Below are 14,905 nucleotides of genomic sequence, written 5' to 3' on the forward strand. Positions count from 1 at the left end.
GGCGGCTTGTGATCAACCGGAAAGTTTGGATTTAAATCGGCGCGAGTGACGCCGCAAAGCTTGTGCGCACGGACCACGAGTATAAACTCCGGCCAGTTTGAAGCCTGAGCAAGGAAGGTCAGTTTTCAGATGAATCTGCGCATATCGGGAAAACACATGGATATCGGCGATGCGTTCCGTACGCGCATCAACGATCGTGTCGGCGAGGCGATCGGCAAATATTTCGACCGCGGCTTTGCCGGACATGTCACCGTCATCAAATCGGGCTCGCGCTATTCGGCGGATTGCATGATCCGGCTGGATTCCGGCGCTTCGCTGCAGGCGACCGGCGACGCCCAGGACCCGACGCTGGCCTTCGAGGCCGCGGCGGATCGTCTGGAAACCCGGCTTCGGCGCTACAAGCGCCGGCTGAAATCGCACAATTCGGGCAATGGCGAGCTCACCGATATCGCCTACACGGTGATGGCGCCGCTTGCCGATGACGACGAGGACATTCCGGAGGATTTTGCGCCGGCCATCGTCGCCGAATCGACCATGACGCTGAAGACCATGTCGGTGGCGTCAGCGGTCATCGAACTCGACACCAAGGACAGTCCGGTCTTCGTCTTCCGCAACGCCGGAAACGATCACGTCAACATCGTCTATCGCCGGCCGGATGGGAACATCGGCTGGATCGACCCGTCCACGACCAAGGTCGCACAAGCGTGACGACCGAGGTCGCACAGGGATAAGACCGGCCGCACGAGGGTGGGGACTGGTGACGGCAGGCGAACAAGGGATTTTCAAGTATGGATCTGAGCGATCTCATCAACGTTCCGGCGATATTGCCGGCGTTGAAGGCGAACTCCAAGAAGCAGCTTCTGCAATTGCTGTCGGAGAGGGCGGCCGCGATTTCCGGCATTCCGGAGCGGGAGGTGTTCGACACCATCCTGCAGCGCGAGCGGCTCGGCTCGACCGGGGTCGGCAACGGCATCGCCATTCCGCACGGCAAGCTGGCCGGCGTGAAGCGCATCGCCGGCGTGTTCGCCCGCCTGGAGACGCCGGTCGATTTCGAGGCGCTCGACGACCAGCCGGTCGACCTGGTGTTCCTGTTGCTGGCCCCTGAAGGGGCGGGCGCCGATCATCTGAAGGCGCTGTCGCGCATCGCGCGGGTGCTGCGCGATGCCGATACGGTGGCCAAGATCAGGGGAACGCGCGACGCCGTGGCGATCCACGCGCTTTTGTCGGACACCCAGGCCTCGCACGCGGCCTGACGTTTTCTGGATAAACGACGATCGAGGGCCGCCACGGGCGGCCCCGTTCGTTTTCAGCGGGAAATCGCTTTAATGGATGGCGACCGTGGTCAGGTCGTTTTCCATGGCGCCGGCCAGCGCGCGGTCGCGGGCATCCGAAAGCAGGATCGGCTGGCCATTGGCGGCAAACAGCGCCCACAATTCCATGCCGGGCGCGATTTCGCCAATGCCCGGGAAACGGCCGAGCAGTTCCTCGCTCGTGACCTTGCGCAGATAAGCGACCGAGCCCTCGCCGAGATGGGCGAATTCACCGCTGGTCATGGTGGGATTTTGGGTAGGATTTTGGTCAGTTCTGGTCATTTCAAGCCTCCTTGGCGCGAGACGCCGCCCTGGTCCTGGGCAGTAGGCCATCCCGCATGAGAGCCATCGGCAAAGATCAGTCTTTCACCGATATGTTTATTTTCCGTACCAGCCGCTCGGACTCGGGCCGATCGAGATCGATCGACAAAAGGCCGTTCTTCAGCTCCGCCGCGATCACCCGCATGCCGTCGGCCAGCACGAAGCAGCGCTGGAATTGGCGTGCGGCGATGCCGCGATGAAGAAATTCGCGCTCGGTATCGTCGGTCTGACGACCGCGCACGACCAACTGGTTTTCCTCCGTGGTGACATCGAGATCGCTTTCGGCGAAACCGGCGACAGCGAGCGTGATGCGCAGCCTTTCGGCCTTGCCGTCGGCGCCGCTGAGCCGCTCGATGTTATAAGGAGGATAGCTGTCACCGGATTTCGCCAGGCGCTCCAGCGTCTTTTCCATGGCGTCGAAACCCAGGAGAAGCGGGCTGGAGAAAGGCGTCATTCGGCTCATGTTACATTGTCCTCTCAAGAGCGACATAAACTGGAAAAACCCAGATGGCATTTTTCCCGATGGTCTTGATATGGTCCGCCCCACGACCAAGTTCAAGCCATCAAAACACCCGCCCAAAAAGACCACGTCGTGGACTCACAAGAATGATCGACATGGCGCTTGAAACGGCAGTGAGATGCAAGGAGAAGCGCTGCGCCGGGATTCGTCCCCCGGGCGGAGCGGTTCGGCAGCTCAAGGCCGGTTCGGTGCGTTTCGCATGCTCGCTCGGACGCATGAGCTCATGGCCAAACAAGGAATTGAAATGCCCCAAACACGCAAGATCATCATCGACACGGATCCTGGCCAGGACGATGCCGTCGCCATATTGCTGGCGCTTGGCAGCCCCGAGCTGGAGATCGTCGGCATATCCGCCGTCGCCGGCAACGTGCAGCTGAAGCTTACCGAGAAGAACGCCCGCAAGATCTGCGAACTGGCCGGCCGACCCGACATCAAGGTCTATGCCGGCGCCGTCCGTCCCTTGGCGCGTGAACTGGTCACGGCCGAGGCGGTGCATGGCCAAACCGGCCTCAACGGGCCGCAATTGCCCGAACCGACGATGAAGCTGCAGGAGAAGTACGCCGTCGATTTCATCGTCGAGACGCTGATGAAGGAGGAGAGCGGCAGCATAACCCTGTGCGCGCTCGGGCCGCTCACCAACATCGCGCTGGCGCTGATCCGCGAGCCGAGGATCGCGCCGCGCATCAAGGAAATCGTCCTGATGGGCGGCGGCTTCTTCGAAGGCGGCAACGTCACGCCGGCGGCCGAATTCAACATCTATGTCGATCCGCACGCGGCCGAGGTGGTGTTGAAATCCGGCATTCCGATCGTGTTGATGCCGCTCGACGTCACCCACAAGGCGCTGACCACCGCCAAGCGCACCCAGGCCTTTCGCAAGCTCGGCACCAAGGTCGGTACCGCGACGGCCGAGATGCTGGAGTTTTTCGAGCGTTTCGACGAGGAGAAATACGGCACCGATGGCGGGCCACTGCATGACCCCTGCGTCATCGCCTACCTGTTGAAACCGGAGCTGTTCGGGGGCCGCAACTGCAATGTCAGCGTGGAAACCAGCTCGGAACTGACCATGGGCATGACCGTGATCGACTGGTGGGGCGTCACCAAGCGGGAAAAGAACGCCAAGGTGATGCGCGACATCGACCATGACGGCTTCTTCGCGCTGCTGGTGGAAAGGCTCGGGCGGCTTTAAAAGCTCCCTTCTCCCCGTTCCACGGGAAGAAGGCGCCGGCAGGCGGATGAGAGGCGACGCAGGGGCCAACATTCTGCGGGGCGGCCCCGGGCTGCCCCGTAACTGCGAGGGAGGAGCCCTACTTTGACCGCGAAAAAGCCAGCCACAGGCCGCCGCCGACCATGAAGCTGCCGCTGATCCTGGACAGGAGCTTGACGCGGCCGGCGGACAGCATGCGACCGGCGCGGCCGGCGGCCAGCGCATAAGTCGAATCCGACACGGCGGCGAAGATCATGGCGGTGAGGCCCATGACGGCGATCTGCAGCGAATAATTGCCTTGCGGCGCAATGAACTGCGGAAAGAAGGCGCCGAAGAAGATCAGCGTCTTGGGGTTGCTGAGCGCCACCAGCAGGCCCTGCAGGAAAAACCCGCCACGCGGCTTCCGCGCTGTTCCGTCGGCATTCAGCTTGCCCTTGGACCGGAACATCTGCACGCCCATCCAGATCAAGTAGGCGGCGCCGATGAGCCGCACCCATTCGAACCAGTGCCCCATGCCCGATATCAGCGTGTTGAGGCCGATGCCGACGATGGCGATCATGACGGCCAGGCCGGCCTGCGTGCCGGCGACATTGGCGAGGCCGGCGCGGGAGCCATGGCGGATGCTGTTGGCGATGATCAGCGTGACCGTCGGCCCAGGCACCAGGATGATGACGACGCACGCAAGGACATAGGCGGCATAGAGTTCCAGCGACATGATTTTCCCTCGGGCAGAATGCCGCCTGCGCGGCGCCCTACAATCAATGCATGACGGCGATGCCGGTGCAAGCCGGCACATGAAGGCGCGCGATACGCAGATTCACCGGATTCAGGCGCCGGACGGCCACCGCAGCGTCGCCTCATAGGCCGCCGCCGCCTTCAGGACGGCCATGTCGCCGCGCGGCCGGCCGATCAGTTGCATGCCCATCGGACGGCCTCTGGCGTCGAAGCCGACCGGCACGCTGACGGCCGGGCAGCCGCCCATGGTGGCGGGCGCCGAGACCTGCATCCAGCGATGATAGCTGTCCATGGCGTGGCCGGCGACATCGCGCGGCCAATGCGTGCCGGCGTCGAACGGAAAGACCTGCGCGGTCGGCAATGCAATAAGGTCGAAGCGGTCGAACAGCGACAGCAGCGTCCGGTGCCAGGACGTGCGGACGACCGAGGCGGCGCGAATCCGAGGCGCCGTCAGGAGTTGCGCGTTCTCCACCTCCCAGACGGCTTCGGGCTTCAACAGGGCGCGCCTGGCAGGATCATCATAGTGCACTTTCAGCGCACAGCCGCTGCTGGCCTGGCGTAAGATCACGAAGGCCTGCCACAGCGCTTCGAAATCGAAGTCCGGCACCAGTGCCTCGGCCTTGAAGGATGCTTCCCCGAAGCGGTCGAGGGCGGCCTGGCAGAGCTCGAGAATGCCCGGCTCCATGGGCAGGTGGCCGCCCAGATCGCCGAGCCAGGCGACACGGCCGCCCGCGGCGGGCATCCGCAACCCTTCGAGGAAAGAGCCTTGTTTCTCATAGGACAAGGGTGCGTGCGGATGATAGCCCGCCTGCACGTCGAGCAGCAGCGCCATGTCGCCGACATTGCGTCCCATCGGCCCGTCGACGCCCATCTGGGCATGAAAGACCTCGACGTCCGGGCCGCCGGGGACGAGCCCCTGCGATGGCCGGAAACCATAGACATTGTTCCAGGCGGCTGGATTGCGCAACGAGCCGCCGAAGTCGCTACCGTCAGCGACGGGCACCATGTCGAGCGCCAGCGCCACCGCGGCGCCGCCGCTCGAGCCGCCGGCGCTCAGATCAGGATCAAAGGCGTTCAGCGTCGGCCCGAACACGGGATTGTAGGTGTTGGAGCCGAGGCCGAATTCGGGAACGTTGGTCTTGCCGATGATGATGGCGCCGGCCCTGCGCATGCGCTCGACGAAGAAATCGTCCTCCTGCGGCACGAACTCGGCAAAGATCGGCGAGCCGAAGGAGGTGCGCAGGCCGCTCGTCATTGCGAGATCCTTGACCGCGATCGGCAGGCCGAAAAGCGCACCGGCACCGGCGCGGTCCGGATGGGCATCGGCTGCATCGGCCTCGCGCAGGAGATCGCTACGATCGCGCAAGGAAACGATGGCGTTGACGAGCGGGTTGACGACTTCGATGCGGTCGAGGAATGCCGTCACCACCTCACGTGCCGAAAGTTTCCTTTGCCGGATCGCGTCGGCCAGTTCGACGGCGGACAGGCGACAGATGTCGCCGGCCGGTGGCGCGGCATGTTTCGTCTGGGGGCGCATTCTGGCTATCTCAACGGGATTTCAGGAGTGCCTGGTCGACATCGGCGGCCAACGGGATTGCCGGCTGGGCGCCCGGCTTCAGGCATGCCAGCGAGCCGGCCGCGCCGGCCCGGGCGAGCGCCTGCTCGAGAGGCAGGCCCGAGGATAGGCCGGCGGCGAAATAGCCGCAAAATGTGTCGCCGGCACCAACGGTGTCGACCGGGGTGATCTTCAATGCGGGAACGGTCAGGGAATCGGTCGGGGTCGCCGCCATCACGCCGTCGCCTCCGAGCGTGACCACGATGGTGCGGCCGGTTTTCCCGGCAAAGTCGCGCATCCGTGCCGCGCGGTCGCGCCCGCTCAGCGACAGCACCTCGCCATAGAGGTCGAACTCGGTCTCATTGGCGACGACATAGTCGGCCTTGCCGAGCAAGCCGGCTGCGTCGCGATGGAAGGGCGCCGTGTTGAGCACGGTGACGGCGTCGGCTCCCCTTGCCTGGTCGAGCGCGGCATCGATCGTCGCGAGCGGGATCTCGTGTTGCAGAAGCACGACATCGCCCTTTTTCAGAAAGGTCTTGGAGAGGTCTCCGGGCACCACGGAAGCATTGGCGCCTGGCACCACGGCGATGATGTTCTCGCCGTCGTCGCCGACCATGATCAGCGCGGTGCCGGTCGAGGCAAAAGTTTCGCTCACGCCAGACAGGTCCACCTTGGCCTGGCGCAGCAGGGCCAGGGCCTCGCCGGCGAAATTATCCTTGCCGACGGCTCCCACCATACGCACCTTGGCGCCGGCGCGCGCGGCGGCCAACGCCTGGTTGGCGCCCTTGCCACCGGGCGCGGTGGCGAAACCGGAGCCGCTCACCGTCTCCCCAGGGCTCGGCAAGCGGTCGACATTGGCGATAAGGTCCAGATTGATCGAGCCGACGACGATGATCAAGGATGCCTCCTGATGAATGCGAGGGAGGCTATCCTGTAAGATCACGGCTTTCCAGAGGATGCTGTTGGGACAGGCCTCAGGACGCTGCGCCATTTGCGCGGGGCGGCAGGGCGATGCTGGCGAAGGCCTTAGCCGATGTTGCCTTGTCCGGGGCCTTCAGGACGAAATCTGCCCAGCTTCCCAGCCCAGGATCGCGCGCTTGCGGGTCAGGCCCCAGTGGTAGCCGGTGAGGTCGCCGGACTTGCCGATGGCGCGGTGGCAAGGCACCACGAAGGAGAGCGGGTTGGCGCCGTTGGCGGCGCCGACGGCGCGGCTGGCGCTCGGCGCGCCGATGCTGGCGGCGATCGAGGAATAGGTGCGAGCCTTGCCCATCGGGATCTGGAGCAAGGCCTCCCAGACGCGAACCTGGAAGTCGGTGCCGATCATCACGACATGCAGCGGCTGGTCGGGGCGCCACAGCGTCGGGTCGAAGATGCGCGCGGCGTAGGGGCCGGTCGCGGCCATGTCCTCGACATAGACGGCATTCGGCCAGCGGCTGGACATATCGGCGAAAGCGGCGCGCTCCTCGCCCGGATCGCTGAAGGCGAGGCCGGCAAGCCCGCGGTCGGTGGCCATGATCAGGGCGGTGCCGAATGGCGAGGCATGATAGCCATAGCGGATGGTGAGCCCGGCGCCGCGCGTCTTGTAGTCGCCCGGCGACATCGCCTCATGGGTGACGAACAGGTCGTGCAGCCGGCCGGGGCCGGACATGCCGAGCTCGAATGAGGTTTCGAGCAGCGGCATGCCGGAATCGAGCAGCCTGCGGGCATGGTCCAGCGTCACCGCCTGCAGGAATGCCTTGGGCGACAGGCCGGCCCAGCGTGTGAACAGCTTCTGCAGGCCGGTCGGCGTCTCGCCGACCTCCTCGGCAAGCTCCTCGAGAGAAGGCTGGTCGCGATAGTCGAGGCTGATCTTCTCGATGGCGCGGCGCACGATTTCGTAGTCGTTGCCTTCGGGCGTGATGTCCTTCTTGAGGACCGCTGTCTGTGTGCTCATGGGACTTCTCCTTGAGCCGGAATATCAGCCCTTGGGACGCCGATCGCCACCCGAAACTTGCCTTCTTGCGGCGCATACCCAGATAAACTCTGGTTTTGAGCCCAGGAGTCGTCATGGCGGGCGAAAAGGTAAATCTCGCCGGCGCGAAAGAAACCTTGCTGATGACGCTCTACGGTAAGGCGCTGGAAAGCCGGATGCCCCATTCGCTGCTTGGGGATCGTTTCGCCGACGAGGCGGTGCGCAAGATCGACTATGATTTCTCAAGGCTCAAGGTCGACAGAAATCTCGGCATCGGCCTGGCGATCAGGGCAAAGACGCTGGACGTCCGCGTCGAGGAGTTTCTGGCCAGAAATCCTGGGGCCATCGTGCTGCATCTGGGGTGCGGGCTCGACACGCGCATCTTCCGGGTCGATCCCCCACCAGGCGTTGACTGGTTCGATGTCGACTATCCGGAAGTCATTGAACTCAGGCGCAAGCTTTATCCGCCGCGCGACCGCTACCGTCTCATCGCTTCGTCGGTGACTGAACCGGACTGGCTGGCTGAAGTGCCCCGCAACCGACCGGCCATCGTGGTGGCGGAGGGGCTGACGCCCTATCTTCCGGCCGAGGAAGGATTCCGCCTGTTCTCGCGCCTGGTCATACATCTTGCCGGCGGCGACCTGATTTTCGACGCTTACAGCGGTTTCGGCCTGAAGCTGCTGCGCCTCAATCCGGCGATCAAGGCGACCGGCGCCGAGGTCCACTGGGCGATCGAGGATCCGCACGAACTGGAGCTGGCTGTCCCGAAGCTGCGATTCATCGAAGACATTCCGGCCTATAGACCTGAACATGCCGCCCGCATGAGTTGGTCCGCGCAGCTGTTCGTTCGGCTTTGGAAACACATCCCCGCACTGCGCAAGATCGGCAGGCTTTTGCGCTATCGCTTCTAAGTCGTCGTACCACTTGTTCGAAGCGGGCTGGACGCAAATCGTTTCGGCTAGCGCGCCTTGGCGGTGGCGAGCGCACGTGAAAAGGCGGTGGCGAAGCTTTCGCGGGAATCGGGGTCGAGAAAGCTGCCGATCGGCACGTTTTGTCCCTGCGCCTCGACCGCCATCCGGGTGATGCCGATTTCGGCGTGACGGGCGACCGAAAAGCGTGCCCAGAACGGGTTGAAGCGGTGCGCTTCCGATTTTCCCGACGGCGCGGTTTTGCGGATATTGAGGCTGGTGCGCGAGATCGACACCTCCTCGCGGGCGCGGGCGGCGCGATAATTGATGCGGAAGGCGATATAGACGGCGACCACGTCCAGACCGAAGAAGCCGAAAACCGGCCAGGCGCCGCGCGACAGAAAAAAAGCCCCGGTCACCAGCCAGCCGAACAGCAGAGCGCCCATCAGCACGGCGAAGCCGGTCTTGCCCAGCGACCGATGCGGGGTCAGCAAGGCGCTGAAGAAGGGTTCGTCCGCCTGGAACGAGGCGTTTGTGTCGTCCATATCTGGATATTATAGGAAGGAAATGGCAAGCCCCAAGTCCAAAGTACCCGCACAATCCGAAAAGAAACCACTGCCTGGACGGCGCGACGGCCCGAACGCCAAGCCGCGTCCGAGGCCCGTCCGATCCAGGCCGCTCTACAGCCCGGCTGAGGTGCACGAGATTTTCCGACGCTTTGCCGTCCAGCGGCCGGAGCCGAAGGGCGAACTCGAACATGTCAACGCCTTTACGCTGCTGGTGGCCGTCGTGCTGTCGGCGCAGGCGACCGACGCCGGCGTCAACAAGGCGACGCGGGCGCTGTTCAAAGTCGCCGATACGCCGCACAAAATGCTGGATCTGGGTGAGGCAAGGGTGGGCGACTATATCAGGACCATCGGTCTGTGGCGCAACAAGGCCAAGAATGTCATCGCGCTGTCGCAGGCGCTGATTCGAGATCATGGTGGCGAGGTGCCGGACAGCCGGGACGAACTGGTCAAATTGCCGGGGGTCGGGCGCAAGACCGCCAATGTCGTGCTCAACATGGCCTTCGGCCAGCACACGATGGCCGTGGACACGCACATCTTCCGCATCGGCAACCGCATAGGACTGGCGCCCGGCAGGACGCCCGAACAGGTCGAGCAGGGGCTGTTGAAGATCATTCCCGACGAATATATGCGCCACGCGCATCACTGGCTGATCCTGCATGGCCGCTATGTCTGCAAGGCGCGCAAGCCGGATTGCCCGGCCTGTGTCATCGCCGATCTCTGCAAGGCGCAGGAAAAGACGACCAGCGTGCCGGCGCCGCTGGTCGAGATCGCACCGATCGAGGAAGCTAGCGGAATTCAATAAGTTAACTCTCCTCCACAAAAACCTCTTCGCGCTTCTTCTTGACCGCGGGCAGGAAAACGATGACGAGCACGGCGAGCGCGATGAGGAGCAGGCCGGCGCTGATCGGTCTCGTCACGAAGGCGCTGGGATCCCCACGCGACAGAATCATGGCCCGGCGGAGATTTTCCTCGAGCAGGGGGCCAAGCACGAAGCCGAGCAGCAGGGGCGCGGGTTCGCAGCGCAGTTTGGTCAGGAGATAGCCGAGGAAGCCGAAAAAGGCGACGGCGTAGAGGTCGTAGACATTGGTGTTGACGCTGTAAACGCCGATCGAGCAGAACGCCATGATGATCGGGAAAAGCACGTAATAGGGGATCGTGAGCAGCTTCACCCAGAGCCCGATCAGCGGCAGGTTCAGGACGATCAGCATCAGGTTGCCGATCCACATGGAGGCGATGATGCCCCAGAAAAGCGCCGGCTGTTCGGTCGCGACATTCGGGCCGGGCACGATGCCCTGGATGATCATCGCGCCGATCATCAGTGCCATGACCGGATTGGCTGGAATGCCGAGCGTCAGCATGGGGATGAAGGAGGTCTGCGCGCCGGCATTGTTGGCCGATTCCGGTCCGGCGACACCTGCGATCGCGCCCTTGCCGAATTCTTCCGGATTTTTCGATACGCGCTTTTCGACCGTGTAGGAGGCAAAGGCCGCGAGGATCGCGCCGCCTCCCGGCAGGATGCCGAGCGCTGAACCGATGATCGTTCCGCGCACGATGGGCGCCGCCATGCGCCTGAAGTCGTCGCGGGTGGGCATGAGCCCTGAAACCTTTCGGATCATCACCGAGCGCTCATGCTCGTTCTCGAGGTTGCGCAGGATCTCGGCGATGCCGAAGACGCCGACCGCAACGGCGACGAAATTCAGCCCGTCGGCATATTCGGGGATGCCGAGCGTGAAGCGCGGCGTGCCGGTGTAGATATCGGTGCCGACAATGCCGAGCAACAGACCGAGCACGACCATCGCCAGCGCCTTGACGATCGAACCATGGGCAAGCGCGACCGACGAGACAAGGCCGACGACCATCAGCGAAAAATATTCGGCCGCGCCGAATTCCAGCGCAATCGAGGTCAGCGGCGGGGCGAAGATGGCGACGAGGAAGGTCGAGACGGTGCCGGCGAAGAACGAACCGATCGCCGCAATCGCGAGTGCCGCGCCGGCGCGGCCGTTCCTGGCCATCTGGTAGCCGTCGATCGCGGTAACGGCCGACGACGATTCGCCGGGCATGTTGATGAGAATGGCTGTGGTCGAGCCGCCATATTGCGCGCCGTAATAGATGCCGGCGAGCATGATGAGGGAGGAAACCGGGTCGCCGATCTGAAAGGTAATCGGCAAGAGCATGGCGATGGTCGCGGTGGCGCCAATCCCGGGCAGGACGCCGATCAGCGTGCCCAGAAGGACGCCGATCAGGCAGAAACCAAGGTTCGTCAGCGATGAAGCGGTCGAAAAGCCGAGCGCCAGATTGTCGAGGAGCTCCATGCTCATCTCCTCACAATGGCAGCCACGGAGTGAGCCATGGCCCGAAGCGCCGGAACGGAAGGCCGAGTGCGTAGCTGAAGACGAAGAATGCAAACAGGGTTAGGCCGGCCGACAGCACGAACGCGGTCAGTGGTTTCATGCGGCCGCTGGCGAACGATGCGATCAGCGCCGTCAGGAAGATTGACGGAATGAAGCCGAGTCCGCGCACCGTCAGGCCGAAGAAGATCGGAGCGGGAAGGATGAACAGCAAGCCGCGCCATGCAATGTGGCCGATCGGATCGCCCTCGAATCGCATCGCCTGGACGAGGATGACGAGGCCAAGCAGGATCAGCACGATCGCCAGCACCAGCGGGAAATAGCCCGGCCCCATGCGGAAGGCGGTGCCGATTTCCAGGCCGAGCGACTGCAACGCGAAAAATGCGCCGAAACCGATGAACAGCGCAGCGCATATGCCGTTCGTCCTGTCGATTGCGAAAGCCTTCATGACGTTCCTCCCAGGCTGCGGGCGCGACGATACCGAAGCGAAAACGGGGCGCGGGCGGCGCCCCGTTCAAACCTCAGTCGGCGTACTGGCCGGCGGCTTCGATGATCGGCTTCCAGCGCGTGATCTCGCTTTCCAGCTTGGCCTTCAGCGCGGCCGGCGTCGCGTCGGCCTCGGGCGACGGCCTGGTGCCGAGCTCGGCGAAGCGGGCGGCGACGTTCTCGTTCTTCAGCGCGACCTGCAGGGATTTCGACAGCCTTTCGGTGATCTCCGCCGGAGTGCCCTTGGGGGCATAAAGGCCGTGCCAGATGCTGACCTGCACTTCGGGAAGGCCGGCTTCCGTCGTCGTCGGGACATCGGGCAGCACATCGAGGCGCTCCGGCGAGGTGACGGCGTAGGCCTTGATCGTACCGCCCTGGATCTGCTTGGTGGTGTTGGTCGTCTGGTCGCACATGATGTCGACCTGGCCGCCGAGGAGATCGGTCATGGCCGGGCCGGTGCCCTTGTAGGGGACGGTGACCAGCGGCGTCTTGATAGCGCTCATGAACAGCATGCCGCAGAGATGCGAGGCAGCACCTATGCCGGCATTGGCTACGGTGACGCTATCCTTGTTGGCCTTGGCGTACTCGACCAATCCCTTCAAATCGGCCGGCTCGAGGTCCTTGCGGCCAACGATGGTCATTGGCACCTCGGTGACGAGGCCGACATATTCGAAGGCGTTCAGCGTGTCGTAGGCGAGCTTTCGGTAGAGTGTGGCACTGGTGGCCATGCCGATGTGATGGAGGAGCAGGGTGTAACCATCCGGCTCGGCCTTGGCGACGCGGCCCGCGCCCAGCGTGCCGCCGGCGCCGCCGACATTCTCGACGATGACCTGCTGGCCGAGATCCTTGGACATGGCTTCCGCGACGAGACGTGTGACCGTGTCGGTCGGGCCGCCGGCCGCAAACGGCACCACGACGGTGATGGTGCGTTCGGGATAGGTTTGCGCGCCTGCGGCGAGCGGATAAAGCGTGACGGCCACGGCGGCAGCCAGAGCGGCGACAAATCTTCTCATCGTGATTTCCTCCCAGAGCTTAAATCTTCAACCGCTGCGCGGAGTTCTCCTCGACACCGGCTGCACGGGTACAACTAGGGCAGGCTAACAGATTGCAATCGTACTCAAATGGCAAAGTGCTGATATCCGCAACCGTTCTGGCTGGCGGTCCATGCGGCGCGGCCGGACCATCGGAGGAATGGCTGTCCCGGCTGGATCGGGCACGCCAAGCGCGCGCCGTCTGTCTGGAAGATGACCCGTTCTGGCCTGGCCCTTGTTCGCGGCGGGTGATTTGCTAGGTGCTTTGCAGGTTTGAGCGAGGGCGACCCATGAACCATCACGACACAAGCGGCGTTCCGGTTATCGAAACGACGCGCGCCATCCTGCGAGCGCACCGGCTGGAGGATTTCGACGCCTATGTCGCCATGTGGGCCGATCCGGTCGTCACCCGCTTCATCGGCGGCAGACCGCGCACTCGGGAAGAGAGCTGGATGCGCTTCCTGCGTCACGCCGGGCTCTGGTCGCTGCTCGGCTACGGTTTCTGGGCGATCGAGGATAAGGCGACGGGCCGTTTCGTCGGCGAGGCCGGCTTTCACGACCTCAAGCGCGATATGGAGCCGCCGATAGAGGGCATTCCGGAGGCCGGGTGGGCGCTCGCTCCGGCCGCCCACGGCGCTGGCCTCGCCACCGAGATCGTCAGCCGCGTGCTTGGCTGGGGCGACGAGACCTTCGGACGTGGCAAAACCGTCTGCATCATCGACCCCGAAAACACCGCTTCCTTGAACGTGGCGACGAAGTGCGGCTACCGGGCGGTGGCGCGGACCGTCTATCACGAAACCCCGACCATCCTGCTGGAGCGGTTGGCCTGAGCACTCGGCAAGTGTCTAAAGCGCGTCGCGTGGAAACGGACTCCTGCGCTGCGCTTAGCGTTCTTGTTTTATGTCGTTCTCCAGAAACCGAGGTCCCTTTGGGCGGCATGCATTAGCGGTCGCTCCGCAAGGGCGTCGAAATGATCCGAGAACGCCGTCTGCTCCTGATAACCGCGCCGGGACTGGTATTATCCGTTTGCACCGCGGCTTCGCGAGCCGCTTCATCGAGCATCGAGGCATCCTCGCCGAAGGCGCGGGTGGCGCGGGCCGCCGCCTCGAGCAGCGGCCGCCGCATGCGCCGCAGGAAGGGCGCGTCGACGCGTGTGCTCGGGCCGGCCAGGGTCAAGGCGCCGAGCAAAACCCGCCCCGGCCCGAACACCGGCGCCGACAGGCCCGCCGTCTGGGGGTCGCGGTCGCCGATGGCGAGGCAGTTGCAGGTCTTGCGGATGGTTTCGTAGGGTTCGCCCGGCTGTCCGGAAAACGCCGCCAGCACACGCCCGCCGGAGCCCACCAGCAACGGCAGGACGTCACCCTCGCGGATCGTATAGCGGATAGGATGCTTGGACTCGACCCGGTAGAGACAGGTGCGCACGTCTCCCGAGCGGACATAGAACGCAACGCTTTCCCAGCTTAGCTCGCAGAGGTCGCGCATGATCGGCAGTAGGATGTCGACCGCCACGACCGACCGCTGATAGAGCGCGCCGAGCCGGAAGCTGGCCGGTCCGATGCGGTAACGGCCGTCGTCCAGGCGCTCGAGCAATTGTCCGCGCAAAAGCGAATTGGCCAGGCGCAGAATGGTGCTCTTGTAGAGGCCGGTTCGGGCCGCGATCTCGGAAAGGCTGAGCGAGCGGTCCGCCGTGGTGAATGCATCGAGGATGGCAATGGCCCGGTCAAGCGCGGCAACACCGTCGGCTGACGTACTCCGGATTTCGATGCCAGCTGGTTTGCCTGCCGAATTCATTGGTCCCCAGTCGAACAAAAGTCGAGCGGCGCGATTGTGTCGCGCAGCTCGAGCATTCTGTCCAGCAGAATATCGTTCCTGTTGACGGAACGCGGTAAAGTCTGCTTGAACTCAAGCACGGGTCTGGTTTCAGGCGCGTTTTTGGCGGGCACCGGAGGAGGTGTCGTGATTTGGAG

17 protein-coding genes are annotated in these 14,905 nt (G+C 63.9%); 6 read left to right on the top strand and 11 right to left on the bottom strand.

What is annotated here, in order from left to right:
- Positions 1 to 129 precede the first annotated feature (129 nt).
- The gene (hpf, locus tag LB533_RS15995) at positions 130 to 708 is read left to right on the top strand and encodes a ribosome hibernation-promoting factor, HPF/YfiA family (protein WP_140640552.1); all 579 of its coding nucleotides are present in this window, start codon (positions 130 to 132) and stop codon (positions 706 to 708) included.
- 80 nt (positions 709 to 788) lie between these two features.
- Positions 789 to 1,253 carry a PTS IIA-like nitrogen regulatory protein PtsN gene (gene ptsN / locus LB533_RS16000; protein WP_135898701.1) on the top strand — a complete coding sequence of 155 codons (465 nt, stop codon included), beginning with the start codon at positions 789 to 791 and terminating at the stop codon, positions 1,251 to 1,253.
- Positions 1,254 to 1,322: 69 nt separating this feature from the next.
- Here ptsN and LB533_RS16005 read toward each other — a convergent pair whose 3' ends face one another.
- Together LB533_RS16005 and LB533_RS16010 are read right to left on the bottom strand one after the other, a co-directional pair.
- Positions 1,323 to 1,592 (bottom strand): DUF1150 family protein, encoded by a 270-nt coding sequence (locus LB533_RS16005; protein ID WP_140500195.1) that lies wholly within the window; start codon positions 1,590 to 1,592, stop codon positions 1,323 to 1,325.
- Positions 1,593 to 1,668: 76 nt separating this feature from the next.
- Entirely contained in the window at positions 1,669 to 2,094 is a 426-nt protein-coding gene (locus LB533_RS16010) for an Hsp20 family protein (RefSeq protein ID WP_013893014.1), read from the bottom strand.
- 301 nt (positions 2,095 to 2,395) lie between these two features.
- Here LB533_RS16010 and LB533_RS16015 point away from each other — a divergent pair, with 301 nt between their 5' ends.
- Positions 2,396 to 3,337, top strand: coding sequence for a nucleoside hydrolase (locus LB533_RS16015; RefSeq protein WP_140640554.1), 942 nt, complete (start codon positions 2,396 to 2,398; stop codon positions 3,335 to 3,337).
- Between the two features lie 118 nt (positions 3,338 to 3,455).
- On the opposite strand, the gene LB533_RS16020 is transcribed toward LB533_RS16015, so the two are convergent.
- The 4 genes from LB533_RS16020 to LB533_RS16035 all read right to left on the bottom strand — a co-directional run bounded on the left by LB533_RS16020 (position 3,456) and on the right by LB533_RS16035 (position 7,578).
- Positions 3,456 to 4,070, bottom strand: a complete 615-nt coding sequence (locus LB533_RS16020; protein WP_140640556.1) for a LysE family translocator — start codon at positions 4,068 to 4,070, stop codon at positions 3,456 to 3,458.
- A gap of 111 nt (positions 4,071 to 4,181) precedes the next feature.
- Positions 4,182 to 5,627, bottom strand: coding sequence for an amidase (locus LB533_RS16025; protein ID WP_140640558.1), 1,446 nt, complete (start codon positions 5,625 to 5,627; stop codon positions 4,182 to 4,184).
- Positions 5,628 to 5,637: 10 nt separating this feature from the next.
- A complete protein-coding gene (locus LB533_RS16030) occupies positions 5,638 to 6,543 on the bottom strand; it encodes a ribokinase (RefSeq protein WP_140640560.1) in 906 nt (301 codons plus the stop codon).
- Between the two features lie 156 nt (positions 6,544 to 6,699).
- Positions 6,700 to 7,578 (bottom strand): methylated-DNA--[protein]-cysteine S-methyltransferase, encoded by an 879-nt coding sequence (locus LB533_RS16035; RefSeq protein WP_140640561.1) that lies wholly within the window; start codon positions 7,576 to 7,578, stop codon positions 6,700 to 6,702.
- A 113-nt stretch (positions 7,579 to 7,691) separates the two neighbouring features.
- On the opposite strand from LB533_RS16035, the gene LB533_RS16040 reads away from it, so the two are divergent.
- The gene (locus LB533_RS16040) at positions 7,692 to 8,507 is read left to right on the top strand and encodes a class I SAM-dependent methyltransferase (protein ID WP_140640563.1); all 816 of its coding nucleotides are present in this window, start codon (positions 7,692 to 7,694) and stop codon (positions 8,505 to 8,507) included.
- Positions 8,508 to 8,554: 47 nt separating this feature from the next.
- On the opposite strand, the gene LB533_RS16045 is transcribed toward LB533_RS16040, so the two are convergent.
- A complete protein-coding gene (locus tag LB533_RS16045) occupies positions 8,555 to 9,049 on the bottom strand; it encodes a DUF2244 domain-containing protein (RefSeq protein ID WP_140640565.1) in 495 nt (164 codons plus the stop codon).
- 22 nt (positions 9,050 to 9,071) lie between these two features.
- Between LB533_RS16045 and nth the strand changes: the two genes are divergently transcribed.
- Complete coding sequence (gene nth, locus LB533_RS16050; RefSeq protein WP_224677703.1) at positions 9,072 to 9,875, top strand: endonuclease III; 804 nt, start codon at positions 9,072 to 9,074, stop codon at positions 9,873 to 9,875.
- A gap of 1 nt (position 9,876) precedes the next feature.
- On the opposite strand, the gene LB533_RS16055 is transcribed toward nth, so the two are convergent.
- The 3 genes from LB533_RS16055 to LB533_RS16065 all read right to left on the bottom strand — a co-directional run bounded on the left by LB533_RS16055 (position 9,877) and on the right by LB533_RS16065 (position 12,920).
- Positions 9,877 to 11,385, bottom strand: coding sequence for a tripartite tricarboxylate transporter permease (locus LB533_RS16055; RefSeq protein WP_140513750.1), 1,509 nt, complete (start codon positions 11,383 to 11,385; stop codon positions 9,877 to 9,879).
- A 10-nt stretch (positions 11,386 to 11,395) separates the two neighbouring features.
- Complete coding sequence (locus LB533_RS16060; protein ID WP_224677704.1) at positions 11,396 to 11,869, bottom strand: tripartite tricarboxylate transporter TctB family protein; 474 nt, start codon at positions 11,867 to 11,869, stop codon at positions 11,396 to 11,398.
- A gap of 73 nt (positions 11,870 to 11,942) precedes the next feature.
- A complete protein-coding gene (locus LB533_RS16065) occupies positions 11,943 to 12,920 on the bottom strand; it encodes a tripartite tricarboxylate transporter substrate-binding protein (RefSeq protein WP_224677705.1) in 978 nt (325 codons plus the stop codon).
- A 308-nt stretch (positions 12,921 to 13,228) separates the two neighbouring features.
- Here LB533_RS16065 and LB533_RS16070 point away from each other — a divergent pair, with 308 nt between their 5' ends.
- Positions 13,229 to 13,768 carry a GNAT family N-acetyltransferase gene (locus LB533_RS16070; RefSeq protein ID WP_224677706.1) on the top strand — a complete coding sequence of 180 codons (540 nt, stop codon included), beginning with the start codon at positions 13,229 to 13,231 and terminating at the stop codon, positions 13,766 to 13,768.
- 112 nt (positions 13,769 to 13,880) lie between these two features.
- Here LB533_RS16070 and LB533_RS16075 read toward each other — a convergent pair whose 3' ends face one another.
- Positions 13,881 to 14,729 carry an IclR family transcriptional regulator gene (locus tag LB533_RS16075; protein WP_224677707.1) on the bottom strand — a complete coding sequence of 283 codons (849 nt, stop codon included), beginning with the start codon at positions 14,727 to 14,729 and terminating at the stop codon, positions 13,881 to 13,883.
- Positions 14,730 to 14,905: the final 176 nt, after the last annotated feature.

This window comes from Mesorhizobium sp. BR1-1-13, from assembly GCF_020165515.1.
GTDB lineage: Bacteria > Pseudomonadota > Alphaproteobacteria > Rhizobiales > Rhizobiaceae > Mesorhizobium.